Source organism: Pseudomonas brassicae (assembly GCF_010671725.1).
GTDB lineage: Bacteria > Pseudomonadota > Gammaproteobacteria > Pseudomonadales > Pseudomonadaceae > Aquipseudomonas > Aquipseudomonas brassicae.
The window spans coordinates 1-549 of sequence record NZ_JAAHBU010000648.1; the positions used below are offsets into that span (position 1 = coordinate 1).

The 549-nt window shown below is 68.7% G+C and carries 1 protein-coding gene; it reads right to left on the reverse strand.

The window, feature by feature from the left end; translation table 11 throughout:
- A partial coding sequence (locus tag G3436_RS26905; protein WP_163951396.1) for an urea transporter occupies positions 1-455 on the reverse strand: 455 nt, incomplete at its 3' end.
- Positions 456-549 lie beyond the last annotated feature (94 nt).

The window sequence follows — 549 nt, forward strand, 5'->3', positions numbered from 1 at the left end:
GGGGTGTAGACGGCGCTGGTGGGCTCGCTCAAGGCCAGTACCACCCAGCCGATCAGCACGAACGGTGCGGTGTAGGCCGGCAGCAGGCCGGGGCGCGCACGTTTGAGCCACTGGTGCACGAGCATGCTGCTCAGGCCCGCGGCGGCGATGATCAGCGGGGGCAGCAGGGCCGACCAGGGCAGCGCGTGGCTGAGCAGCAGGCCCAGCAGTACACCGTTGTAGCTGTACAGGCCGGCCTGGCGGTCGGCGCGGTCGTAGCCGCGGCGTTGCGCGGTGAGCAGCCCGGCGAGGGCGCCCAGCAGCGCGCCGCCGATCAATTCGGGGGCGGTCAGCACAATGGCCAGCAGGCAGCACAGGCCGCACAGCGGGTTGCGCTGCAGCAGCACCTGACTGAAACCGTTGAGCAAGGCGGTGGCCCAGTCGGGGCATGGGTTGACGAAATTTTTGGTGTACATGGCAGTAGGTCAGGGGTGGGTGGAGTGGGGCGCCTCTTTGGGCGGTGTTTTCCCACGCGGTGGTGTGTGTCAGTGCCGGCCTCTTCGCTGCAAG